This window comes from Eubacterium limosum, from assembly GCF_000807675.2.
In the GTDB taxonomy this organism is placed as follows: domain Bacteria; phylum Bacillota; class Clostridia; order Eubacteriales; family Eubacteriaceae; genus Eubacterium; species Eubacterium limosum.
Map to the genome: position 1 here is coordinate 253,059 of NZ_CP019962.1, position 22,570 is coordinate 275,628.

Annotated in this window: 19 protein-coding genes; 8 read left to right on the top strand and 11 right to left on the bottom strand. The window is 51.6% G+C overall.

Annotated features, from left to right (window positions below):
• Window positions 1–22: 22 nt before the first annotated feature.
• The gene (locus tag B2M23_RS01190; RefSeq protein WP_038350953.1) at window positions 23–1,204 is read right to left on the bottom strand and encodes an acetyl-CoA C-acetyltransferase; all 1,182 of its coding nucleotides are present in this window, start codon (window positions 1,202–1,204) and stop codon (window positions 23–25) included.
• Between the two features lie 377 nt (window positions 1,205–1,581).
• Here B2M23_RS01190 and B2M23_RS01195 point away from each other — a divergent pair, with 377 nt between their 5' ends.
• Window positions 1,582–3,480, top strand: coding sequence for an ABC-F family ATP-binding cassette domain-containing protein (locus B2M23_RS01195; RefSeq protein WP_038350954.1), 1,899 nt, complete (start codon window positions 1,582–1,584; stop codon window positions 3,478–3,480).
• Window positions 3,481–3,595: 115 nt separating this feature from the next.
• On the opposite strand, the gene B2M23_RS01200 is transcribed toward B2M23_RS01195, so the two are convergent.
• Window positions 3,596–4,786: an MSCRAMM family protein gene (locus B2M23_RS01200; RefSeq protein ID WP_038350955.1), complete on the bottom strand. Its 1,191-nt coding sequence runs from the start codon at window positions 4,784–4,786 to the stop codon at window positions 3,596–3,598.
• Between the two features lie 280 nt (window positions 4,787–5,066).
• Between B2M23_RS01200 and B2M23_RS01205 the strand changes: the two genes are divergently transcribed.
• A complete protein-coding gene (locus B2M23_RS01205) occupies window positions 5,067–5,753 on the top strand; it encodes a CatB-related O-acetyltransferase (RefSeq protein WP_038350956.1) in 687 nt (228 codons plus the stop codon).
• 37 nt (window positions 5,754–5,790) lie between these two features.
• Here B2M23_RS01205 and B2M23_RS01210 read toward each other — a convergent pair whose 3' ends face one another.
• The 7 genes from B2M23_RS01210 to B2M23_RS01240 all read right to left on the bottom strand — a co-directional run bounded on the left by B2M23_RS01210 (window position 5,791) and on the right by B2M23_RS01240 (window position 13,533).
• On the bottom strand, window positions 5,791–6,453 hold the full coding sequence (locus B2M23_RS01210) for a class II aldolase/adducin family protein (protein WP_038350957.1): 663 nt from the start codon (window positions 6,451–6,453) through the stop codon (window positions 5,791–5,793).
• 171 nt (window positions 6,454–6,624) lie between these two features.
• Window positions 6,625–7,278, bottom strand: coding sequence for a class II aldolase/adducin family protein (locus B2M23_RS01215; RefSeq protein WP_038351168.1), 654 nt, complete (start codon window positions 7,276–7,278; stop codon window positions 6,625–6,627).
• A 113-nt stretch (window positions 7,279–7,391) separates the two neighbouring features.
• Window positions 7,392–8,054, bottom strand: coding sequence for an L-fuculose-phosphate aldolase (locus B2M23_RS01220; protein ID WP_038350958.1), 663 nt, complete (start codon window positions 8,052–8,054; stop codon window positions 7,392–7,394).
• 50 nt (window positions 8,055–8,104) lie between these two features.
• On the bottom strand, window positions 8,105–9,139 hold the full coding sequence (locus B2M23_RS01225; protein ID WP_013378867.1) for a 2-hydroxyacid dehydrogenase: 1,035 nt from the start codon (window positions 9,137–9,139) through the stop codon (window positions 8,105–8,107).
• Window positions 9,140–9,161: 22 nt separating this feature from the next.
• The gene (locus B2M23_RS01230; RefSeq protein ID WP_038350959.1) at window positions 9,162–10,694 is read right to left on the bottom strand and encodes an FGGY-family carbohydrate kinase; all 1,533 of its coding nucleotides are present in this window, start codon (window positions 10,692–10,694) and stop codon (window positions 9,162–9,164) included.
• A gap of 108 nt (window positions 10,695–10,802) precedes the next feature.
• Complete coding sequence (locus B2M23_RS01235; protein WP_038350960.1) at window positions 10,803–11,744, bottom strand: sugar-binding transcriptional regulator; 942 nt, start codon at window positions 11,742–11,744, stop codon at window positions 10,803–10,805.
• Between the two features lie 289 nt (window positions 11,745–12,033).
• Window positions 12,034–13,533, bottom strand: a complete 1,500-nt coding sequence (locus tag B2M23_RS01240) for an FGGY-family carbohydrate kinase (protein ID WP_038350961.1) — start codon at window positions 13,531–13,533, stop codon at window positions 12,034–12,036.
• 105 nt (window positions 13,534–13,638) lie between these two features.
• On the opposite strand from B2M23_RS01240, the gene B2M23_RS01245 reads away from it, so the two are divergent.
• The 6 genes from B2M23_RS01245 (at window position 13,639) to B2M23_RS01270 (ending at window position 19,604) form a co-directional block, all read left to right on the top strand.
• Entirely contained in the window at window positions 13,639–14,403 is a 765-nt protein-coding gene (locus B2M23_RS01245) for an exodeoxyribonuclease III (RefSeq protein WP_038350962.1), read from the top strand.
• Between the two features lie 344 nt (window positions 14,404–14,747).
• A complete protein-coding gene (locus B2M23_RS01250; RefSeq protein ID WP_038350963.1) occupies window positions 14,748–15,407 on the top strand; it encodes a response regulator transcription factor in 660 nt (219 codons plus the stop codon).
• Window positions 15,404–16,882: a sensor histidine kinase gene (locus B2M23_RS21475; RefSeq protein WP_242945857.1), complete on the top strand. Its 1,479-nt coding sequence runs from the start codon at window positions 15,404–15,406 to the stop codon at window positions 16,880–16,882. The genes B2M23_RS01250 and B2M23_RS21475 overlap by 4 nt, the downstream gene beginning before the upstream one ends.
• A gap of 126 nt (window positions 16,883–17,008) precedes the next feature.
• Entirely contained in the window at window positions 17,009–18,478 is a 1,470-nt protein-coding gene (locus B2M23_RS01260) for an ABC transporter permease (protein ID WP_038350964.1), read from the top strand.
• A gap of 15 nt (window positions 18,479–18,493) precedes the next feature.
• A complete protein-coding gene (locus B2M23_RS01265) occupies window positions 18,494–19,165 on the top strand; it encodes an ABC transporter ATP-binding protein (RefSeq protein WP_052237070.1) in 672 nt (223 codons plus the stop codon).
• A complete protein-coding gene (locus B2M23_RS01270; RefSeq protein ID WP_052237071.1) occupies window positions 19,155–19,604 on the top strand; it encodes a hypothetical protein in 450 nt (149 codons plus the stop codon). Before B2M23_RS01265 ends, B2M23_RS01270 begins: the two co-directional genes overlap by 11 nt.
• 72 nt (window positions 19,605–19,676) lie before the next feature.
• Here B2M23_RS01270 and B2M23_RS01275 read toward each other — a convergent pair whose 3' ends face one another.
• Complete coding sequence (locus B2M23_RS01275; protein ID WP_038350965.1) at window positions 19,677–22,166, bottom strand: FAD-dependent oxidoreductase; 2,490 nt, start codon at window positions 22,164–22,166, stop codon at window positions 19,677–19,679.
• Complete coding sequence (locus B2M23_RS01280; protein ID WP_013378860.1) at window positions 22,163–22,456, bottom strand: ArsR/SmtB family transcription factor; 294 nt, start codon at window positions 22,454–22,456, stop codon at window positions 22,163–22,165. Before B2M23_RS01280 ends, B2M23_RS01275 begins: the two co-directional genes overlap by 4 nt.
• Between the last annotated feature and the right edge of the window lie 114 nt (window positions 22,457–22,570).

Sequence of the window (22,570 nt, forward strand, 5' to 3'; positions counted from 1 at the left end):
TTACCTTCTCTCCTTAGAAAAATTAATCCATTTCTACGATGGTGGACACACCCATGCCGCCGCCTACGCATAAGGTCGCAAGACCTTTTTTAGCGCCGCGTTTCTGCATTTCGTGCAGTAAAGTTACCATGATACGGCAACCAGAAGCACCAACTGGATGACCCAAGGCAATCGCGCCGCCGTTTACATTTAATTTATCTTCAGGAATATTTAAAGTTTTGCCTACAGCACAGGACTGAGCTGCGAAGGCTTCGTTCGCTTCAACTAAATCCATATCGTCAATGGTTAAACCAGCTTTTTCTAAAGCTTTACGGCTTGAGAAGATTGGTCCAACACCCATGATGGATGGATCAACACCGGCGGAAGCGCCGACAACAAATTTAGCCATTGGCTTAACGCCTAATTCTTTTGCTTTTTCAGCAGACATAACAACGATGGCAGCTGCTCCGTCATTGATACCAGAAGCATTTGCAGCGGTTACGGTACCGTCTTTTTTGAAAGCCGGACGCATTTTGCTGATACCTTCAACAGTTACGCCTTTTCTTGGGAATTCATCAACTTTGAATTCAACCATTTCTTTTTTAACTTTAACCGGAACCGGTACGATTTCATCGTCGAAACGGCCAGCTGCCTGAGCGGCTTCACATTTCTGCTGGCTCTTAGCGGCGAAATCATCCTGATCTTCGCGAGTTACATCATATTGTTCTGCTACATTTTCAGCGGTGATACCCATGTGATAGTGATTGAAGGCATCGGTTAAACCGTCTTTGATCATGGTATCGATGAACTGGCCATCGCCCATTCTGTAGCCGTAGCGTCCCTTAGGAACAGCGTAAGCAGCGCCAGACATGCTTTCCATACCACCAGCAACAATAATATCTGCTTCTCCAGCCTGGATCATGGCAGCTGCAAGATTGATACATTTGAGACCAGAACCACATAAATTGTTAAGGGTTAAAGCAGGAACCTCAACAGGAATACCAGCGTTTACAGCAGACTGACGAGCAACACTCTGTCCCTGAGCTGCCTGTAATACACAACCCATTAACACTTCATCAACGTCTTCCGGTTTAACGCCAGCACGGTTTAAAGCTTCTTTAATAACGATTGTTCCAAGATCAACTACCGGAACATTTGCTAAAGAACCGCCAAAACTACCAATCGCTGTACGTACAGCACCAGCTAATACTACTTCTTTTGCCACTTAAATTTCCTCCATTAATTCTCACATTTCCATGTGAATATTTGAATCATTTATCTTATACTCCAACTGTCCATTTATAGAACAAAAGGAGTATCTGTTAAATATATAACAATACTACCACATATTTGGCGAATTTGCAATAGATTACAGGAAAATTCTGTTATTAAACGGTCTTTTTTTGTGAAATATGTATATACAGGTATATTGACCCTCTATAATCGCTCAAACCATATATAAGCGGTGTTTTATTGTATATTTATACTACTCAATAAAGCTTTAAATTAGCCTTATTCTTAGATTTCTTTTTTCTTGGAGCAATCTGTGTTAAAATAGCCCTTAAGCAAACTGCTAAAAGCTAAAAGAAAGAAAATAAAATCATGAACCTATTATCCATCATAAACCTTAAAAAAACCTACGGTGTCAAGACCCTTTTTGAAGAAATCAACTTCAGCATCGAGGACAGTGACAAAATCGGTGTCATCGGTGTTAACGGCACCGGAAAATCCTCTCTGCTGCGCATTGTGGCCGGGCAGGATACTCCCGACGCAGGAGAAATCCGCGTCTATGGCAGCAAACGCATCGAATACCTGGCGCAAACCCCTGAACTCGACCCAAATGTTACCGTCCTGGCACAGGTTTTTCGGGCTGATACCCCGGAGATGAACACCCTGCGGGACTACGAGAGCACCCTGGACCTCCTGGCGCGCTATCCCGAAGACGAAAAACTCCAGAAACACTTGATGTCTCTGACCGATACCATTGACGCAGGCGGCCTTTGGAATCTGAAATCCCAGGTTGAAACCATCCTGACCCAGCTGGGTATCCGAGATTTTGACAAAACCATCGGCACCCTGTCCGGTGGACAGCGCAAACGGGTGGCCATGGCCTCTGTGCTCCTGACCCCCTGCGACCTCCTGATTCTTGATGAACCTACCAACCACTTGGACAACGAGACCATTACCTGGCTTGAAAAGTATCTGGAAAACCGCAAGGGCGCTCTCTTAATGGTTACCCATGACCGCTATTTCCTGGACCGGGTCGTAAACAAAACCATCGAGCTGGACGGCGGCGCTCTGTACGAGTACGCTGGCAATTACTCCGAGTTTGTCGAGAAAAAGGCCGCCCGAAAGGAGTTTGAGAGCATCATGGAACAGAAACGCCAGAATCTGTACCGGCGTGAGCTGGCGTGGATCAGGCGGGGCGCCCGCGCCCGGACAACCAAGCAAAAGGCAAGGATTCAGCGCTTTGAGGACATTAAAAACAGCGCTGCCGACCTAAACGAGGATATCCTCCAGATCAACGTCGGATTTACCCGTCTGGGCAAAATGGTGGTGGATCTCGACCATGTGTCCAAATCCTTTAAAAATCAGTGCGTAGTCAGAGACTTCAGCTATATTTTCGGTCCCGATGAACGTATTGGCATCATTGGGAAAAACGGTCGGGGAAAATCCACGCTGCTGAATCTGATCGCTGGAAAAATCCGGCCAGACAGCGGGTCCATCATCATCGGAAATACGGTTAAAATCGGTTATTTTTCACAGGAATCCGAGGATATGGATTTAAACCTGCGGGCCATCGAGTACATCCGCGAGGGCGCCGAAACCGTTGAGAACGCCCGGGGCGAGGTCGTCACCGCGGCTCAGATGATGGAGCTGTTCCTCTTTGACCGGTACGCCCAGTGGGTGCGGATCTCCGAGCTGTCCGGCGGTGAGCGCAGGCGTCTGTATCTGCTCCGTATCCTCATGTCCGCCCCCAATGTGCTGCTGCTGGACGAGCCCACCAACGACCTGGACATCGATACCCTCAAAATCCTGGAAAACTACCTGGACGATTTTCAGGGCAGTGTGCTCACTGTTTCCCATGACCGCTACTTCCTGGACCGGGTGTGCGATACCATCTTCTCCTTTACCGGCGGTGGTGAGATTCTGGTGCAGACCGGCAATTTCACCGACTACATGCAAAAGCACGCAGACCGGGATTCGGACAACGCCACCAGTAAACCCAGCGAACAGAAAACTGAAAAGCCCCGGCAAAAGGCCGTGAAGCTGAACTACCGCGAACAGCAGGAGTATGACCGCATCGACGCAGACATGGCGCAGATGGAGGCCCGCCTGGAGGCCATCGATACCGAGATGGCCGGCATCACCACCGACTACACTCGCCTCCAGGCCCTGACTGAGGAAAAGGAAGCCCTGGAGGATTCACTTCTCGAGAAGATGGAGCGCAAGGAATACCTCGAAGACATTGTTCGTCAGTCAAAGAAAAACCGAATCTGATTAAGCGCTAATTTAGCCCTTAATAATTTAGCCCTTAATATAAATAGGAAGAAAGCTTGAATTTTACTCACAAAAAACCCGCCGGCACCATCTCATGCCAGCGGGTTTTTACGTTTTATTTGCGCTTTGTTTTCTGGTAAACCATCACTCCCGCGGAAATGACCGCTGCGATGACGACAAACCCAAGGCCAAGGAAGTCCATACTGTCCACGCCTGTGTCTGCATTGGGGGACGTCGTACCGGTAGAGTACCTGAGCTTAGACGAACGCCGGACATTGACTGCCTTGACCTCCATGGCGGCGGGTTCGCCCTCCGCCTCAGCAGACACCTCAAAGCTCACCGGAGTGGCGTCCAGATGATAACCCGCAGGCGCTTCAGTCTCCATAACCTGGTAGCGCCCAGGCGCCAGGTTGCTAACCCAGATCCGTCCGTCTGAATCGGTGACCAGATCCTTCTGAAGGGTATATCCGTTGGCGTCCAGGATTTTAAAACTGGCCCCGGGAAGTGGGTCCCGTTCCTCGTCCATTTTCAAGATCGACAGACGTCCCTGGTAGCCTGTATGTACGCCCGCATCCACCATTACAGCCTGAGTCTGGGCTGAATCGGAGATGGTAAAATCCAGGGTTATGCGGTTTCGCAGAAAGCCGCTCGGGGCCTGGGTCTCGACCACCCTGTAGGTTCCGGGTGCAAGACCGTCACAGCGGACACTTCCATCCGCTCCGGATGTAACTGCGGCCACTGTCCGATTGTTTTCATCCGTTTTCATCAGTTCGAACCGGGCACCTTCCAGGCCGTTGCCGTTTTCATCCTGCTTTCGGAAAACAACACTGCCCTGGGGGCCTGTCTGGCTCCCAAGGGTCTGGACAACAGCTGGCTCGGCGCCCGCCGCCTCCAGCCGATCCGTCACTGCGGCATCACCGGCCGCATCCTCGGTCAGGGCGATGATGACCACGCCATCGGTGCCCACATAAGCGGTGCCATAAAGCTTGCCATCCTTATCGGTCATAGGCAGTGACAGTTTCTCTATAATGATGACGCTTTCCGGCAGCTTAAAGGTATAGTAGTTTCCTGACTTCAAAACCGCTGCCCTTTCCACAGCCACAGCGCTGTCCCCCTCCGCTTTATTTTCAGTCTTACCGCTGTCTTTATCAGCATACTCCGGCTTGTCTGCCGGCTTTGTGGTATCTGCCATCGAAGGCGCAGTAGGCGTTGGCTTTGTGTCTGCCCCCTGGGCTGCCCAAACGGGTGAAAATGAAAATAATATGGCCATTAGAAGGACCGTCAGAGTGCCCGTTAATTTTTTCATGCTGCTTCCTTTCTATACATATAATGGGTAAAGTTTCAAAATTTCTGCAATACATTAAAATATCTTATGTATTACTTACCCATAAAAAGGCTTTTTCCACATCTTAACAGCCCCCTGCTTTTTTATTATATCTTTTTATAATTCTTTCTTGTAAGCTTAGGGGAAAGGCAATTGTTATTTCTTGCTCTCTGTCAGGAAAAATTGGGTAGATCCTATCCAAAGCTTTGGGTTTTTGATATAATGATATCGTAATATATTTTAAATTTACAGGAGCAAAAAAATGCGCAAGGACAATGATCAACGAATTTATTTAACCGATGATAACACTTCTGTGGTTTATCTGAAAAATGTCATCGACGATCCGGATATCCAGGTCGGGGAGCACACTTACTATCACGATGAACGGAACGACCCCCGGGATTTTGTCAAGAACAACATTCTGTACCATTACCCGCAGTTTCACAAAGACACCATTATCATTGGGAAATACTGTTCGCTGGCCATGGGGACTACTTTCCTCTGTCCTATCGCTAACCATAGTTTTACTTCCATGGCCAATTATCCTTTTCCCATTGCAAACGACCACTGGGATCTGGACGAGAGCTTCGGCGGCAAGGTTTCCACCCTCAAGGGGCCGACCATTGTCGGCAACGATGTGTGGTTTGGGTACGAGAGTGTGATCATGCCCGGCGTGCACATCGGCGACGGCGCCATCATCGGCACCCGCAGTGTGGTGACAAAGGACGTCCCGCCCTACACGGTAGTCGGCGGTGACCCGGCCCGCTTTATCCGAAAGCGTTTTGACGACGCCACCATCACGAAGCTCATGGCACTGAAATGGTGGGATCTCCCCGACGAGGAGATCCGCGATTTCCTGCCCCAGCTCATCGACGGCCATATTGACGCTGCTCTTGAGGCGAAATGGCTGGGCGACACGGCCCGCAAGGTCATCGAACGGCTGAAATAGGACGCAAAAAAAGGACTGGTACCAGTCCTTTTTTATTTTACACCTCGCATCCCTCATGCCCATACCTGTTCAGGTAGCGCTCACGTTCTGCTTCGACCATTTCGTCGGGGATTACAGCCACATCCACACCTCCCTTGAGGGCCAGGTAGGATTTGGCGGCCTTCTCCGTAACTTTACAGCAGGTGAGCGCCTCGGTCATATCGCGGCCAAAGCACATGGGCGCATGGTTCCGGATCAGGATGGCGTTCTTCTGTCCAATGGTTTCAATGACGGCCTCGGCCAGCTTCTGGTGCTGTCCGGCATTAATGTATTCGGGTGTTACCGGAATACCACCGCCAATGAGCTGACTCATTTCCTCGAAAATCGGAGGAATCCCCTGCTGGGAGGCGCACATGGCTGAGGCGTAGGTCGGATAGCACTGGATAATGGCATTGACGTCCCCGCGTCTGGCGTAGATTAAACGGTGAATATGAACCTCGGAGCTCGGGTACCATACACCCTCGACCTTGCAGCCTTCAGTGTTTACCACCACCAGGTCCTCAGGGTAAATATCGGTAAAAGCCACCCGGCTTGGGGTCACCATCAGCTTTCCCTCATCCAGGCGCGCGCTCACATTGCCCCAGGTGCCAATGACCATCTCGTTGGCCTCCAGCCAGCGGCAGGCATCCACAATGGCTTTTCTCTCTTTTGCGTATTCCATAACATTCTCCTTTCACACATTAAAAGTAAGACAACCTTTTCATTCCAGATTCAGGAAAACCCGAAGACAGGTTTGCGTCTCCGGGTAAGGTTTGTTTAAATGTTATTATACTCTTTCAGGGAGAATTTATCAACTTAGCTTTTAAGGTTCTTAAGGCTTGGGGCACGCTGCTTACTGCTCGTGACCGTAGCTGTAAAGAAACCTGTGGCGCTCGGCCTTGACCATATCCTCAGGGATGGTCGTGACCTCCACACCGCCCTTGAGGGCCAGATAACACTTAGCGGCTTTCTCGGTTACCAGTGAGCAGGTCAGGGCTTCTCCAAGATCGCGACCCACACAGACTGGGGCGTGATTGCGGATCAGGACAGCGTTTTTATCGCCCAGCGCCTCAGCGGTTACCTCTCCCAGACGAACATGCTGTCCGGCGTTCACATACTCGGCCGTGATGGGGATCTCCCCGCCGATCATCTGGCTCATTTCCTCAAAGATAACCGGAATGCCGTGTTCAGCCGCGCACATGGCTGAGGCGTAAACCGGGTGACAGTGAACCACTGCGCCCACATCGGACCGGGCCGCATAAATGAGCCGGTGCACGTGCATCTCAGAGGTGGGGCTGTGTTCGCCCTCCACCTTGTTTCCCGCCATATCCACGATCACCATATCCCCAGGGGTCAGATCCTGATAATCGACCCTGCTCGGGGTCACCATGATGGTTTCTGCGTCCAGACGCACGCTTACATTGCCCCATGTACCGATGACCATACCGGTATCCTGAAGCCACAGACAGGCGTCGATGATGGCCTGCCTTGTTTTCATATACTTCATGTCATTTTTCCTTTCTTTCCCAACTTCCAAAATGGAAAAACCCGGGGGCCGATCTGCTGCCTCCGGGTTTTGATGGGGTTTACTCATTTAAGAAAATCGTCGCGGGTTGGTTCTTATAAATCCTTTTTGGCTTTACGCTGGCCGTAGGAGTTATTGAAGCTATCGATCATGCGGGTCATTTCGTCGTGGTCCAAAAGCACTGGTGTGCCGATAGATCTGGCTTTGACATAGACTTCCGCACACTGTTCGATCTGTTCCACAATGTTAAAGGCGTTGAGGATATCGCTGCCTCCGGCGATGAGGCCGTGGTTGGCCATAAAGGCGGCGTTGCGTTCTTTCATGGCTTCAAAGGTGTTTTTAGCCAGTTCCATTGAGCCGTAGGAGGCGTACTCGGCGCAACGGACATCGTAGCCGGAGAATGCAACCAGATAGCTGGAAGCCGGCAGGCCTTCTCTCAGAGTTGCCAGGACGGTGCTGTAAACAGAGTGTGTGTGTACCACTGCGTCAATATCGTCACGGTCGGTATAGAAAATGCGGTGGAGCTCGTGTTCGCTGGAGGGCTTACGGTTACTATCCACAATCTCACCTTTCAGGTTCATGACAACAATGTCTTCGGGCTCGGTTTCAAAATAATCGATGCCGCTTGGGCTGATGGCAAACAAACCCTCTTCCCGGTTTAAAATACTGATATTTCCGCCGGTTCCCTTTGTTAATCCGTGGGTGATGAGCATCTGGCAATATTTAACAACGTCTTCTCTTTCTTTTTGCAGTAACATGTTTAATCTCCTCTTTATTATATTATTTTTTCAGGTTTATCGGTTGAACTCTAACGGTATTCATACAGCATTCTGCGGCCTTCTGCAAAGCGTTTCACATCGGCGACGATCTGTTTGGTATGGTTCACGAGAACGTCGTCCGTGGCGCCGGCAATATGCGGTGTGATGACCACATTATCGAGCTCGGTGATATATGGATGGTTGCTCGCAATAGGCTCTTTAGCGTAAACGTCGAAAGCCGCGCCAGCGATCCGCTTTTCCCGGAGCGCGTCGATCAGGGCTTCCTCGTCAAGAATCGCACCTCTGGAGCTGTTGATAAAATAAGCGGTCGGTTTCATAAGAGCAATCATTTCACGGCTGATAATGCCCGTAGTTTCCGGGGTGATCTTCATATGGCATGTAATAAAATCAGCGTTTTTCATCAGGTCTTCCAGTTTTTCCGCTTTTTTAACGCCGACTTCCTCCAAGTCGATGGGACAAAGGAACGGGTCATAAATCAACAGTTCCATGCCAAAGGCACGGGCGATTTTGCCCACACGGCGGCCAATGCTGCCATAGCCCACAATCCCAAGCGTCTTACCATGGAGCTGAGTCCCCTTAAAGACCATATAGGGTGAGCCGGGTTCCATATCCCAGACCATATCGACCTTCAGGCCTTCCTTGGTTACCTTCTGGGCATTCGGGTCTGCAGTAAATTTACCTTCCTTTAAAGCCTTGTAGGCCATCGGGATCTTTCTGGCGATGGAGAGCATAAGGCCTACAGTCATCTCTGCCGTCGTATCGGAATTACGTCCCGGTGTATAGATAACGGGGATACCACGTTCTTTTGCTGCGGCCATATCAACGTTAACTGGGGTGGCGCGGGTACAGGCGATAAGCTTTAGGTTTGGAGCATTTTCAATGACTGCCCGGGTAATATCGTCGTAGCTTGTGATAATGATGTCCGCGTCAGCGGATTTTTCCATGAGCTCCTCCTCCTGCATTTTGGGCAGGCCGATGGCCCAGCCATCTTTTACCACTTCACCCATTTCGTATAATGGCTTTAACTGTTCTTCATCATATTCTGCAGTAAAAAAAATTTTCATTGTGTTATCCTTCTTTCTGTCTCTAGTTTTCTCGGGTACGTTTACTGATGGTTTTCATGACATCGGCACGGGCTGTCCACAGGCTCTCGCAGGCGATACGGATGCCTTTATACAGTGTGTAAATATCTTCGTAAATCGCGTTCTGGTCTGGTCTCGGACGGTAAATGCGTTCAGATTTACAGGTTCTGCGGGCCGCGTCGGTATAGCTCTCATATTCGCCCACCGCGAGACCTACCATCATGGCAACCCCCTTGGCGCCGAATTCGTTTCCGGCTGAAACAACAACTTCCATACCAGTGACGTCTGAGATCATCTGCGCCCAGATCGAGCTCTTGGCTCCCCCGCCGGCAATAAAAATTTTGCTGTTTCTATCCGCGCCCTGCAGGCAGTCTTTAATGGAAAGGGTAATACCTTCGTAAACCGCATGAACTAAATCTGCACGCTTGGTGTTCGCGCTGATACCAAAGAAGTTCGCTTTGGCGTGCGGGTGATAAAACGGAGCACGTTCACCCGCTGCACTGATGTAGGGATGGTAAATCACGCCGCCGCTGCCGGCCGGAACGTCCTTGATCATGATATCGACCTTAGAAAAATCCTTAGTCAAAGCAATTTCGTTGAGCACCCAGTCGATGTTCGGTGTTCCGTTCATTGTTGGCATCAGATTGACAAACAGATCGCCCACCGCGTGCTTTTCAAGGCGGGTTCCCTCTTTGCCAAATTCGCAGTCTTCCTTTTTCATGAAGATTTCATTGGCGCAGGTAGTGCCTAAAATAACGCAGATATCCTTGTCTTCTACGGCTCCAATCCCCACCGCAGCGGCGACAACGTCAATGGCGCCTGCCACGACCGGTGTCCCCGGGTTAAGGCCCAGATCTTTAGCGACGCGGTCAATCACGTTGCCGACAATTTTATTGGAGATGACCACCGGAGCGATCAGATCCACATATTCGCCTAAATCCAGTGCTTTTAACAGATCCACTGCCACTTCGCCCTTTTCTGCGTCCATTAACGAGGTTCCTGTGTCACTCATATCGCCATTGATAGCACCGGTCAGCTTATAGCGCACCCAATCCTTACAGAAGAACATGGTTTTTGCTCTGTCCAGTACTTCCTTGCGGTTGTTTTTCATCCACTTCAGCAGCATCAGCTGTGTTCCTGTCAGCGGCGGCGTCCCGGTTGTTTTGAAAATCATTTCGCCGAGCTTTGGATCATCCTCTGTCACCTTGGCGACTTCATCGGCGGCGCGGCCGTCACACCACAGAATCGCATCCTGTACGGGTTCACCGTTTTCATCCATGAGCCAGATACCCTCGCCCTGGCCGGTGACGCCGATGCCCAGAATATCGTCTGCCTTTGCCGGCCCGTTTTCCATGATCATCTTGATACAAAGGGCAACCTTTTCCCACAAAATGTTCATGTTCTGCTCCACGTCCGTATCGCCGATATAAATGGGCTCATTTTCCAAAGCTTCGACTAAAATTTCATTGCCGTCCACATCAAACAAAACTGCCTTCACATTCGATGTCCCCGCATCAATGCCGATAATATACTTCATGTTTTCCCTCCGAGAATCATAGTTTTTTTCAGACAGCGGCGTCCCCCTTGCTGTCACAATATAGCCGCTGTCCTATCTATTTAAACCACCAGGTGGTTCAAACCAGTCCTATAAACCAAGAGTTCTCACAATGCGTTCTGCTGTCGTATCGGTGGTGATGAGTGTGTCGATGACTCCGGAGGCCAGACAGCCGATAATGGCTTCCGTTTTATCCTCCCCGCCGGCAATGGCCACAACATTCGGAATGTTTTTCAAAATCTCCATGTTCGCGCTGATAACGCGGTCACGGATAAAACAATCCTGCCAGCGGCCATCAATGGTTACCGGGTTCACACAGACATCCCCGATAAAGCCGTCCTGCCTCAGCCGGTCAATATCCTCGACCTTCAGCAGACCACGCTTACACATGGTGGATTCACGGCTCACCTGCCCAATCCCAAAGAGCGCCACGTCACAGCGCCTCATAAGCTCATAGGACTTTTGAATGGTCCGCTCTTCCATCAGCATTCTCTTTGTCTCCGCGTGATCGACAACAACTGGCGCATAGAGAATATAACACACGCTGTCCAGCTTGTCCGCCAGCGACCGGGCGATTTCATCCGACTTTAACATATCCATGTCAATGTTCTGCGCTCCGACCATCTGCACTACCGTGCACTCACTCCGCCTTTTAAAAGAAAGGTTTGAAATGGTCGCCGCAAGCGTCTCTCCCCAGGATACCCCGATGCTCATGCCAGGCTGGAGGTAATCCTCCAGATACTGGGAGGCCGTGTTTGCAAGCGATGGCATATAGTTGCTCTCACCATCATACGATTCCGCAATGATTACTCTTTTTAAACCAAAATGCTCCTCGATCGCTCCTTCATACGCCACATTTCCCTGAGCATAGCCGTTAACCTTTATGGTAACAATGCCCATATCCCTCAGGGAGCTGATGATCCGGTTCACACGCTGTCTTGTAAAAGAAAGCCGCTTCGCGATCTCATCCTGCGTCATACCTAAGGTATAGTACCAGTGCGCGATCTTGATATACAGATTTTTATCTTCCATGGCAACCTCCAAATAAGTGTCCATTTTTTTTCATTATTACATATGTCCACCTATTTTTCAATTGCGTTACATTTGTATTTTTATTTTACAAATGTATTTCGTGACTATAATTTACACCGTTTTCTTACATTTGTCAAGCAATATTACATTTTCTCATTTAATTATTTAAGATAATAGTTCTGATTTTATCTTTTTAGCCCCAAATAGCGCAAAATAAAAAGCCCAATGCACAAAAACGCACATCAGACTTTTTATTCATAAAAATTGCTTTTCTTTATTAAATTTACTTTTATTTCTCAAAAATCTCTGCCCGACGCACCCACAACGGCCTGAAGGCGGCTCTGAGCTCACGGTAGAAGGTATAGCACTTTTCGTACATCGCATTTTGGCGGGGTTTGTAAATCTTTTTAAGCCGGCAGCATTTAGCGGCAGCCTCCTCCACGCTGTCGAAAAGGCCAATGGCGACTCCGGCGGTCATGGCAGCACCCAGAGCACCGAACTCTGTACCCCTGGTCACCACCACAGATTGCCCGGTCACATCGGCGATCATCTGAGACAGTGTCTCACTTCCCGCACCGCCGCCGGACAGCAGCAAGCGTCCCCGGCAGCCGCCGCCCTCCAGGCAGTCACGGACCGAGTAGGCCAGCCCCTCATACACCGCTCGCATGAGGTCGCCCTTGGTGGTTCCTGAGTTCACCCCAAAAAAACTGGCGCTGGCATCCCGGTGCTGGAAAGGAGCCCGCTCACCGGCCAAGGACAGGTAAGGGTGGTAAACAACCCCGCCGCTGCCCGGACGGGTATCCTCGATGAGTCCCTCCACCACCCGGTAATTGCCGCTCCTGGCAATCTCACGCATCATCCACTCCACATTTTCCATGCCGTTGATGGTGGAGGACAAATCAATGGCCAGATCCGCCTGCACATGGTGCAGGTAGTGCCTGCGGCAGCGTGTCACATCACAGTCGCGGAGACGCAGTACCTGCTCCACGGCGCAGGTGGTGCCCAGCACCACCGCGGCGTCACCCACGCCCACCGCGCCAGTTCCCACCGCTGAAGCCACCACGTCCATGGCCCCGGTAACCACTGGGATTCCAGCCCGCAGGCCCATTTTTTCCGCAGACACCGCTGTCAGCGCACCGGCAACAGCATCGGAAGGCAGTACCTCTGGAATGGCTCTTTCCGCCTCAGACAGACTGAGCACGGTCAGAGCCTGTACCGCTGGCGCGCCGTCAATAAGCTTCAAATAGGCGGCGCCTCCGTCGGTGGGGTCGGTGGCGATTTTACCTGTCATACAGTAGCGCAACCAGTCCTTTGCGAAGAACACGGTCTGAATCTTGCGGTACACATCTGGACGGTTATCCTTAGTCCACCGCAGCAGAAGAAGGGCGCTCCCGGCCCCGGCCGGCGTGCCCAGGTTCCGGTGTACCAGCTTGCCGATCCCGGGAGTCTTCTCATTGACAGCCCAGTTTTCCTCGTGGGCGCGTCCGTCATTCCACAAAATAGCGCGGCCCACCGGCCGGTTGTTTTTATCCAGAGCCCATAATCCCTCGCCCTGTCCTGTCACGCCGACAGCCAGTATATCCTCAGGCGCCGCAGGCCCCTTCTCCATCAGCAGGCGCACGCAGGCCGCTGTCTTTTCCCAGAAAAAATTCATGTCCAGTTCTTTGCGCACACCGTCCTCCAGAATATCACTGGGGGCCGCCACTGTCTCGATCTCGTGGCCTGTTGTGTCGAAAAGGACTGCCTTTATTTTGGTGGTTCCGCCGTCAATCCCGATGATATAGTTCATTTTTTCATCTCCCGTACATTTCTTGGCTCAGTGCTCATGATTCTGTGTTATAATAAATCATATTATACCAAAAAAACAATAAAAAATCGATAAAGGAGCATTGATATGAAATTATATTCCTGGAACGTCAACGGCATCCGCGCGGTGGCACAAAAGGGCTTTACCGATTGGGTCGAAGCCGCTCAGCCTGATATCTTATGCCTTCAGGAGGTCAAAGCCTCAGAGGACCAGATCAGCGAGGACATCAAGAGTATTCCCGGCTACCTCAGCTTTTTCCACGCCGCCGAACGCAAGGGCTACAGTGGTACTGCCGTCTACTATAAAAAAGAACCCCTCTCGATCACCACTGGTCTGTCTGAAGACCGCTTCAACCACGAGGGCCGCACCATTATCATGGAATACCCAGAGTTCACCCTCTTTAATATTTACTTCCCCAACGGTCAGAAGGACGATGAACGACTCCAGTTCAAAATGGATTTTTATGACTGCTTCTTAAAGGACGTCAATGCCTTGGTAGCCCAGGGTAAAAAGGTTATTATCTGCGGTGACGTCAATACCGCGCACACCGAGATGGATCTGAAAAACCCCAAATCCAACGCTAAACGCTCTGGCTTCCTGCCCATGGAGCGTGAGTGGCTCGACCATTTCTTTGAAAACGGCTATGTGGATACCTACCGCCATCTGCACCCGGATACCGTCGAGTACTCCTGGTGGTCCTACCGTTTTAACGCCCGGGCCAACAACGCCGGTTGGCGCATTGACTACTTCTTCGTGTCCGACAACGCCATCGACATGGTCAAAGACGCGGCCATTCACACAGAGGTTACCGGTTCTGATCACTGTCCGGTTTCCATTGAAATTAAAGCTTAAAAACCTGCCCCGGCACACCCGCACTGTGCCGGTTTTTTAATATCTTTTTTAAATAATCCATCTTCATAATAAAAATAATTTATTTAGTTCCATGCTATAATAGTATTACAGACAAATCGTTATCTGGAACGATCCATCTGCCACATGTCTGTGGATGTGCTCCTTTCTTTTCAGCCTGTGGTTTTTTCTGGACAGTGCAGTATGTCATTATACCGCAAAAGCAAACTTTTCTTAATCCTAAATAAAAACGCCTTCGCTCATCTCAAAAGCCATAGGTGTTTTTACTTTGCCTTTAATTTTTCTGTGTTATAATAAACCATCAAATCTTAAATGGGAGAATCCTTATGACAAAAATACTTGTGGTTGAAGACGATAAAAATACCAGCGAGGTTATCTCTGATTTCCTTGAGGACGCGGGCTACGAGGTAAAGACGGCCCTTGACGGCAACAGAGCGCTTGCAGCCTTTGAGTCTCAGCCCTTTGATCTGGTGCTTCTGGACATTATGCTGCCCGGCATCGACGGCCTCACCCTGCTCAAAACCATCCGGCAGACCAGCGACGTCCCAGTGCTCATGCTCACCGCCGTCGAGGATGAACACACCCAGGTCATGAGCTTCGACCGTCTGGCGGATGACTATATGACCAAGCCCTTTTCTCCCATCCTCCTGGTAAAACGAATAAAGGCGCTGCTGCGCCGTGCCGGAGCCGGTGCGGACTGCATGACGCTCGGGGACGTCACCCTCGATTTCGAAGGCTACAGCGCCCACAACGCCAAAGGCCCCATCGACCTGTCCATCAAGGAGCTGGAGCTGATCAAATTTTTGATCGACCATCGGGGACGGGCCTTATCCCGCGAGCAGATTCTGGACGGCGTCTGGGGCATCGACTATATTTCCTCAGACCGGAAAATCGACACCCACATTAAAAATATCCGGAAAAAGCTGGGGGTGGACTGCATTGTCACGGTTCGAGGGCTGGGCTATAAATTTGAGGTGCCAGAATGAAAAAACTTAAGCTGTTCCCTAAAACCTTCCTCTTTACCCTTAGCCTGATGCTGGTCATCACACTGGTGGCCTACGCCCTTCTCTACTTCCTGCTCCCCGGTGTCTACACCCGGGTAAAGGAAAAAAACATCCTCCATGCCACCGATAACCTGGCCGCAGACCTGGAAAAAGCCTCCCCTGCGGACTTCAACGCTCTGATCAGCGCATTTGTCGGTAAAAACAACGCCTCTGCCACTTTGTCCGGCAATGGCATTGTCTATTCCAACGGCATCACCTACAGCACCCGCAGCACCGAGGAGTCTGTCCCCGATACTGCACCCCAAAGTATACCTGAGACCCAGACCGATCTTCAAAACACAACAGGCCTCTATTCCGTCTCACCTGAAGACATCGTCTCTGCCGTCCCAGACCAGAATATTTTTATCCCAAACGGCAGCGCCTCCGAGGCCATCTCCACCCAGCGCACAGTCCAATCCACCGACGGCAGTCTTTACCAGCTCAGTGTTACCGCTACCTTGCAGCCCATCGGTGAGGCATCAAGCATTATCCTCATGCTTTTGCCCGTGGCGCTCCTGATCTGTCTGGCCATCGCCGCAGTCTTTGCCCTGGTCTACTCCCGGGCCCTCACCCGCCCTATCAAGGAGCTTTCCGCCGTTACCGCCAGAATGGCGACCCTAGACCCGGACGCCCGCTGTACTGTCAGCACCGGTGACGAAATCGGTACCCTGTCTGAAAACATGAACAGTCTCTACACCTCCCTGCTGAACAGCATTCAGGAGTTGGAGAACGAGATCGCCAAGGTCAGCGCTGCGGAGCAGTCCAAGGTCGATTTCATGCGCACCGCCTCCCACGAGCTGAAAACACCCGTCACTGCTGTGAGCGGTATGCTGGAAGGCATGATCTGCAATGTGGGGCGCTACCGTGACCGCGACACCTACCTTCAGGTCTGCAAAGACCAGATCGACGAGCTGTCTGTGCTCATCCGAGAGGTCCTGGACGCTACCCGTCTCGACATGTTAATGGAAAACCAGGCCCCCACAGTAACTGACCTCGCTGCCCTGGTCGACCAGGTAGCTGCGCCCTACAGGCTCATTGCCCGGGCCCGCGGCGTCCGCCTCACCATTGACGGCAGCGCAGGCTTTAACGCACAGGTACCCGTCCCGCTTCTGGAAAAGGCCCTGTCCAATGTGCTGTCCAACGCAGTCAACTATACCACCTCGGGCAAAAATGTCCGGGTTTACTTCGAGAAGCGAAGCCTCATCGTTGAGAACGCGTGCGCGCCCATTGGCAGCGAACAGCTGCCCCATCTCAAGGAGGCCTTTTACCGGCCCGAGTTTTCCCACAGCCATGACACCGGCGGCAACGGCCTGGGCCTGTACATCACCGACCGTATCCTGTCCGGCTGCGGCCTGCCCTACACCTTCGAGCCCATGGAAAGCCCGGAGGGCATGCGTTTTACAATTAACTTCCCATAATTTCCGCCCTGGCCGTCCGCCAGGGCTTTTTTTATTTCCGGCTTCACACAAACTCCACAAAACCTCTATTCTCGCCACACAATCTCCCGTTATACTTAAATCAATCAAGAAAACAGGAGGAAACCCATGAACCTATTCAAACGCGCATTCTTATTCATTACCCGAAAGCGGAGTAAAAGCATTCTGCTCCTGCTCATTCTCTTTATCATGGCCAATTTTGTGCTGGCCGGACTGGCGGTACGAAACGCGGCCATCCAGGCCGAAACAACGGCTCGTGAAAGACTGGGCGGCAAATTCTCGCTGGAGGCCGACATCGACAAACTCATAGCCGGCAGCCCGGAAAGTAAATCCTTTGATAGTGATCTGGTCACCAAGGAGGCCGCGGAAAAAATAGCGGCTGCCGACGGCGTCAAGGATTATAACCTCGCTGCCAACCGCTATATCCTTCCCGATGGTTTTGAAAATGTCAAGCCCGAAAAAAAAGAGGAAAGCCCCAATGCGGGCGGTATGGTCACCAACCAGGACGGTACCCCCATTGACCTGAATGCCCTCAACGAAACCTTTGACAACATGCTCAACTTCCTGGGGGACACCAGCAGTGAGAAAAACGCTGCCTTTTCCAGCGGCGCCATGAAGCTGACCGAAGGCCGCCACGTCACAAAGGAGGACATAAACGCCGTGATCCTGCACCAGAAGCTGGCTGAGAAAAACAACCTGAAGGTCGGGGACAAAATCAGGCTCAAATCCGCCGACGCCGTCCTGCGCAAAGACTCCAGCATCGACCCGGACCAGGTCTTTGAAGCCGAAATTGTCGGCTTTTACACCGAGGCCCAGGCACCCAGAGAGCAGGCGCTGCCCATGGCCATGACCATGCAGGAAAACACTATTTTCGGCAGCGCAGACCTCACCGCTGGAATCGGCCTGCCCGCCGGTAAAGCACCATCCTACACCAAGGCCGATTTTTACGCAAAGGACCCTAAAAATATCGAGAACCTCATCGAAAAGGCCAGGGCTGACCTCCCCAATCTGGAAGCCGACAACCTCAAACTCTCCGCCGATGACGCCCTGTATCAGAAAATGGCTGGTTCCGTGGAAAACATCAGCCGGCTGGTGACCCTGGTTCTGATCATCGTGGCCATTGTCAGCCTGGTGATCCTCTCCCTGATTCTGACCCTCTGGACCAGAACGCGGATTCACGAATCCGGTATCCTGCTGTCACTGGGCAAGAGCAAGCTGAACATTGTCGGACAGTATGTGGTGGAGGCTCTGAGTCTGGCGGTCATCGCCTTTATGCTGGCCACCGCCGTTGGCCCGGTGCTGTCACAGGCCACCGCAGATTATCTCATCGCCCGGGAGTCCGCAGCCGAAACGCCGTCCGGAAACAGCTCAGACACCAGCTTCAGCAGCAATACAGCAAGCAATGATCTTTTCACCCCAGAGGCTGCCCCCATCGACAAGATCGACGTATCCCTTAACGCGCCCCTTCTGCTTCAGGTGTACGCTGTGGGCGCAGTCATTGTGATCCTGTCCGTCGGCTTTGCCTCCATCTCCATCCTTCGGCTGAAGCCAAAGGAAATTCTCTCAAAAATGAGTTAACCGAAAGGAGTTATGATGAAAATATTAGAAATGCAGCACATTACCTACGCCTACAACCACCAGGAGCCTGTTCTGGAGGACGTTAACCTGACCATGGAAACTGGAAAAATGTACGCGATCCTGGGGCCCTCCGGCTCCGGTAAGACCACCCTTCTCTCCCTGGCCGGCGGACTGGACATCCCGTCCGAGGGACAAATTCTTTTTAACGGAAAACCTGTGGAAAAGTTCGGTCTCGAAAAGCATCGAAAGCGGAACATTTCCCTGATTTTTCAAAATTACAACCTCATTGACTACATGAACGCTGCTGAAAATGTGCGTCTCTCCGCCAAGGGCAGACCCGACGCGCTGCTCACACGTCTGGGCCTCACCAGCGAGGAAGTCCGGCGCAATGTCCTCAAGCTCTCCGGCGGCCAGCAGCAGCGGGTCGCCATCGCGAGAGCCCTGGCCTCCTCGGCCCCCATTATCCTGGCTGACGAGCCCACCGGCAATCTGGACCGGGACACCGCCCGGGATATTACCGCCATCCTGAAACACAGCGCCCATGAATCTGGTAAATGCGTGATCATTGTCACGCATTCCAACGCTGTGGCAAAGGAAGCCGACATTGTGTTCAAAATCAAAAATAAAACCGCGGTCACCCTGAAACGCCGCCCAAGCACCCTTAAGGAGGTCCCCCATGCGCTTTAAAAACAAACCGTCCGCCACCGCCCTGGCCTTTTATATCCTGTCCCTGCTTCTGTTTTTCTACACGGTTGTCTCCCTGTTTCACACGCACCAGTATATCCTCACTCTACTGTCCACCGGACAGCTTGTCGCCAGGGGAAACCTTTATAATATCTTCAGCTACTATATGACCAATTCCATCCAGTACCTTATCTTTTCCGCTATCTTTGCCGGTATCGCCGTCCTGCTTGACCCTGACTTCCCAAAAGAGCTGTTCACCAGAAGAACCAACCGCGTCGAGATCATCACTTCCCCCATGGAGCAGGACGCCCCCTCCCCCATCGCTTCCAGCGATCCTGTCGCGCTCCAGGCCGAAGCCCCCAAAGCAGAGGCGGCGCCCTATGACGATACCCTGGAAGACTTTGAAGAAGATCCCCCCAAAGAGGCAAAACCTTTTAATTAAAGCAAAAGGCCCGTTCTCTCCAACTCAAAAAGCCACCGCAAAATCCGCAGTGGCTTTTTGTATGTGGTGATGTTAAATAAATAAGGTTGTCCCGGCATTTTCATTGCTGGCGATGTAGGTGCCGACGCCCGCGTATTCGATACCGTCAATGAGTTCTTCCTTCTTAATCCCCATGAGCTCCATGCTCATGGTACAGGCAATAAAGCGTACCCCGGCGTCCTGAGCCTTGTGGATCATGGTTTCGATGTCGTCCACATTTTTCTTTTTCATGATGCTCTTGATCATGGCAGGCCCAATTCCCAGCATATTCATCTTTGATAAGGGCAGCCGCCTGGCACCCTTTGGCATCATCAGGCCGAACATTTTTTCAATCCGGTTTTTCTTCACCTTCGGCGCCTTCGGTTTACGCAGTACGTTCAGGCCCCAGAAGGTAAAAAACAGGGTTACATCCTTGCCCTGGGCTGCTGCGCCCTGGGCGATGATCATGGCCGCGATAGCCTTGTCCAGCTCACCGTCAAACACGACCATGGTGGCGTTTTTCTGAACTGCCGGCGCTGCCGCAGCCAGTCCGCAGGCAGAGGCGCCGCCGCCCTTTCGGATGGTGGCAATGTATTTGTTTCCATTGGTTTCCTGTGAAATCAGAGTGTGTCCATTGGTTTTACACCAGCACTCCACATCCTGCACAAAGCCAAAATCGGTGGCAATGGTCTGTACCAGCTCGCCCTCCTTTACCTCACTCACAGCCTTGTAGGTTGCCATCAGCGGGCCAGGGCACTGGAGCCCGGTCACATCCACTGTCTTAACAGGGTTTACGTCTGCTTTCGCCCCCTCGGGGGCTTTTGGCTCCCCCGGCTGGGAGCTCTCCACGTCAAAGTTCGGTTCTGCCAGCTTGTAATGGCCGGTTTTATAGGTATTGTAGCCACCAGCCAGGTTGTAAAGGTTGGTGAAGCCGTGATCCTCCAAAATCCGGATGGCCAGGTATCCTCTCAGGCCCACCTGGCAGGTAATATACAGGGGCTCGTCCTTATCCACTGGAATCTCGTCGATATGGTCTCTCAGGGTGTCCAGCTCCAGATTGTGGGAACCTTCCACATGGCCTGCCCCAAATTCAACCGGTGTACGAACATCCAGCAAATACCCGCCGCCTGCGATAATGTCATCAATTTCGTCCCACTCGACGGTTTTATAGACGCCCTCATCAATGTTCTGGGCAATGTAGCCTAAAATATTGACCGGATCTTTGGCGGCTGAAAACGGCGGCGCGTAGGACAGCTCCATATCCTGCAAATCGTAGATGGTGCCGCCCATTTTCATCACAGAGGCAATGACGTCAATGCGCTTTTCAGTCCCCTCCTGGCCCACCGCCTGAGCGCCCAGAACCTTTAGTGTCTTGGGATCATAAATGAGCTTCAGCGCAATATTCGTGGATTCCGGATAGTAGCCCGCGTGATTGCCGCGATGGGCGTGAATCTGCTGGAATGGCAGTCCCTTTGCCCGTAGCTGGCCAACGTTGTTGCCGGTTGTGGCAAAAACCTTGTTAAAGACTTTGGCCACAGAGGTTCCCTGAATGCCGTGATTTTTAAACGGAATACCGTTGATATGGTCCGCCACGGTGCGGCCCTGACGATTTGCCGGCCACGCAAGCGGTACAGCGGTCTGGGAGCCGTCTACAAAATCGCGGACCTCAATGGCGTCTCCAATGGCGTAAATGTTTTTAATGACTTCGCCGCTCGCGCCGTCCATGACTTCATAGGTTTCGGTGGTGACAATGTGCCCTCTTGGCCCCAGCTTTAAGCCGGCGTCCTTTGCCAGCTTGTTTTCCGGCGCCACACCAATGGCCAGGATGACCATGTCGGCGTCCAGCTTCATGCCGCTTTCCAGCACAACCTTTTTGCCTGCGTCCTCAAAATGGTCGACGCCATCACCTAAGATCACATTAACGCCGTGGGCGTTCAGCTCCTGATGAATGATCTGTGCCATTTCGTAGTCAAGGGGCTTTAACACCTGGTTCAGCTTTTCGACCAGGGTCACGTTGATGCCCAGATCCCTCAGGTTTTCGACCATTTCGATGCCGATAAAACCACCGCCGACAACCACAGCGCGTTTGGGGCTTCGCTCGGTCACCTCAGCCTTGATCTTGTCAGTATCGGCCACGTTGCGCAGTGTGAAAATGCTGTCCGCCTCGGCCAGACCCGGAATCGGCGGAGCAATGGGTTTGGCGCCCGGTGACAGGATCAGATGGTCAAAGGTTTCGGTATAGGTCTCGCCGGTTTTAGTGTTTTTAACTTTTACCGTGCTGCCCGCGCGGTCAACGGCGACCACCTCGCTGAAATTGCGGATATCCAGGTTAAACCGCTTGGACATTCCGGCCACGGTCTGCACCAGCAGCTTGCTGCGGTCCTTGATCACATCCCCGATATAGTAGGGCAGCCCGCAGTTTGCAAAGGAAATATACTCATCGCGTTCAAAGAGAATGATTTCGTCCTCTTCGCTCAAGCGTCTCAAACGTGCCGCAGCGGTTGCGCCGCCGGCTACACCACCGACAATCAGAATTTTTTTCATTGTTGTTCCTCCTTGAATAGAACTTCTACAATTTCTTTAACCTGTTCATTACAGAGCTCGTAGTAAATTTCATTTCCCTCACGGGTTCCCCGCACGATCCCGGCTGCCTTGAGCTTGGACAAATGCTGGGAGATCCCCGACTGGGACACATCCAGACAGGACTCCATGTAGGAGACGTTGTTCCGCCCTCTCTCCATGAGCCCCCGCACCATACAAAGCCGCACCGGGTGGGCCAGTGCCTTTAAAATCCCGGCGGCCTGCTCGTTTTCCTGCTGCCTTTTCCTATCCATTAATCGACTTCCTTTATTCGTATATTCTAATTTTATAATATTATTATATTATGTTTTTCTAATATTGTCAATGGCGTTTTTCCAAAAAATAAAGCTTAAGAGACAGGACCTTTT

Coding starts and splice junctions, on each gene's coding strand:
- B2M23_RS01275 (WP_038350965.1), bottom strand. CDS start 22,166: ATGAAAAAAATTCTGATTGTCGGTGGTGTAGCCGGCGGCGCAACCGCT.
- B2M23_RS01210 (WP_038350957.1), bottom strand. CDS start 6,453: ATGGAATACGCAAAAGAGAGAAAAGCCATTGTGGATGCCTGCCGCTGG.
- B2M23_RS01265 (WP_052237070.1), top strand. CDS start 18,494: ATGAAAATATTAGAAATGCAGCACATTACCTACGCCTACAACCACCAG.
- B2M23_RS01280 (WP_013378860.1), bottom strand. CDS start 22,456: ATGGATAGGAAAAGGCAGCAGGAAAACGAGCAGGCCGCCGGGATTTTA.
- B2M23_RS01195 (WP_038350954.1), top strand. CDS start 1,582: ATGAACCTATTATCCATCATAAACCTTAAAAAAACCTACGGTGTCAAG.
- B2M23_RS01235 (WP_038350960.1), bottom strand. CDS start 11,744: ATGGAAGATAAAAATCTGTATATCAAGATCGCGCACTGGTACTATACC.
- B2M23_RS21475 (WP_242945857.1), top strand. CDS start 15,404: ATGAAAAAACTTAAGCTGTTCCCTAAAACCTTCCTCTTTACCCTTAGC.
- B2M23_RS01240 (WP_038350961.1), bottom strand. CDS start 13,533: ATGAACTATATCATCGGGATTGACGGCGGAACCACCAAAATAAAGGCA.
- B2M23_RS01215 (WP_038351168.1), bottom strand. CDS start 7,278: ATGAAGTATATGAAAACAAGGCAGGCCATCATCGACGCCTGTCTGTGG.
- B2M23_RS01245 (WP_038350962.1), top strand. CDS start 13,639: ATGAAATTATATTCCTGGAACGTCAACGGCATCCGCGCGGTGGCACAA.
- B2M23_RS01260 (WP_038350964.1), top strand. CDS start 17,009: ATGAACCTATTCAAACGCGCATTCTTATTCATTACCCGAAAGCGGAGT.
- B2M23_RS01270 (WP_052237071.1), top strand. CDS start 19,155: ATGCGCTTTAAAAACAAACCGTCCGCCACCGCCCTGGCCTTTTATATC.
- B2M23_RS01250 (WP_038350963.1), top strand. CDS start 14,748: ATGACAAAAATACTTGTGGTTGAAGACGATAAAAATACCAGCGAGGTT.
- B2M23_RS01205 (WP_038350956.1), top strand. CDS start 5,067: ATGCGCAAGGACAATGATCAACGAATTTATTTAACCGATGATAACACT.
- B2M23_RS01220 (WP_038350958.1), bottom strand. CDS start 8,054: ATGTTACTGCAAAAAGAAAGAGAAGACGTTGTTAAATATTGCCAGATG.
- B2M23_RS01225 (WP_013378867.1), bottom strand. CDS start 9,139: ATGAAAATTTTTTTTACTGCAGAATATGATGAAGAACAGTTAAAGCCA.
- B2M23_RS01200 (WP_038350955.1), bottom strand. CDS start 4,786: ATGAAAAAATTAACGGGCACTCTGACGGTCCTTCTAATGGCCATATTA.
- B2M23_RS01230 (WP_038350959.1), bottom strand. CDS start 10,694: ATGAAGTATATTATCGGCATTGATGCGGGGACATCGAATGTGAAGGCA.